At 42.1% G+C, this 1,468-nt stretch carries 3 protein-coding genes; all 3 read right to left on the bottom strand.

Annotated features, from left to right (window positions below):
• The coding region (locus tag F6K49_RS48450; RefSeq protein WP_293109820.1) for an Rpn family recombination-promoting nuclease/putative transposase at positions 1-577 on the bottom strand (577 nt) is incomplete at its 3' end.
• Positions 578-766: 189 nt separating this feature from the next.
• Entirely contained in the window at positions 767-916 is a 150-nt protein-coding gene (locus F6K49_RS48445; protein WP_293109818.1) for a hypothetical protein, read from the bottom strand.
• Between the two features lie 43 nt (positions 917-959).
• Positions 960-1,468 (bottom strand): Uma2 family endonuclease (locus F6K49_RS48440; protein WP_293109816.1); only part of this gene is annotated, 509 nt, incomplete at its 5' end.

Here is a 1,468-nt window from a genome sequence, read left to right as displayed (position 1 = left end):
CCATTTGCGGTGGCACCGTTTCTAAGGAAGGCGCATTTATTAGAAAATACATCCACAACTCATCTAATTGCTCTAACTCCTCCAACTGCTTCTCAAACTTCGGTAGTTCCACAAACACTAACTGCAAGTGATTTTCGATGTAGTTTATGTTGGTAGTCTCTTCTCGTAACTTGAAATTAGAAATTACTTGATTATGCTCAGGAAACATGACAAAATCGGTAATCGTCAGAGCAATCACTGGCTTGAGATAACGATAGCCTTCTCCTTTACCTAACTGTAGACAATAAGCTTTAGTAGCATTGTATAAAACTCTTCTGGCAAAGGATTCTACCTGCAAAACCTGCATTTCAATAATCACCAAAGAACCATTCCTCAGTTTGGCCTTCACATCGAGGAAAGAATCTTTTAGAATTGGAAGAGGAGAAGACTGATAAGGGTCAATAATTTCCAAATCTTGGATCAGAGGTTGATTGTGGTAGACAAGAGCATTGAGAAAGCTAATCAGAATCGGTTTACTTTCCTGGGAGCCAAAGATTTTTTTGAAGGCAAAGTCGGTTTTAGGGCTGATAAATGTCATTACTTTACCAAAGGGAACAGGGAACAGGGAACAGGGAGTAGGGAGTAGGGAGCAGGGAACAGGGAACAGGTAAGAGTGCGATCGGCGTTCGCGAAGCGTGGCCAAAGGCCTCAGCCGCGCCAAAGGCGATCGCTCTTGTAGTAGGGTGGGCAAAGGGACATTATTCGTGATCAAATGACCTTTCTTTAATTATTTGCCAACCCTACCCCTAATTCTAGCAATTATTATACCCATGAGGTACAAATTTATGGGTTTTAGGGAGCAGGGAGCAGGGAGCAGGGAGCAGGGAGCAGGGAGCAGGGAGCAGATAAGAGGGAAGTCAGAAGAGCCAATAGTCAACAATTATGTGTACCTCATGAGTCCTATAAACGCTAGATCAGGGTCAACCGTCAACAAACTCCGGAATCTCTGGTGGCAACATTTGAGATACAGATAATAAACAATCGGGAAACTGTAACGGTGAAATTGTATTATCATCTGCCAGAATTACCTGACTTTGATACCCTTGCTCAGTTGGTTCTCGAAAAACATGCAATTGACGATTAGTTAAATCAACTACCCAATAATCAGCAATCTCTGCCTCTGCATAATGCTTAGCTTTCTGTTCACAATACCTCCTTAAGTTAGTATCCGCAACTTCAATAATCAAATAAATTTCTGATGGTGTGGGATGATGGCCTAGGTATCGCAGTTCATCTGGCATAACTACGGCTAGATCTGGTTGGGGTTCGGAGTAATTACTTAACTGAACTGGTAATTGTGTTTGAACTAACCCTTGCTGTCTTAAACGATTATCCAACACTCGGTAAATGATCCGAATTCCAGTTGCATGGGGAGGGGTGCATCTCACTTTTAAAATTCGGCAAAAACTACCACTAATATTACCACACT

Source organism: Moorena sp. SIO3I6, from assembly GCF_010672095.1.
This window is presented reverse-complemented; position numbering and strand designations above follow the sequence as displayed.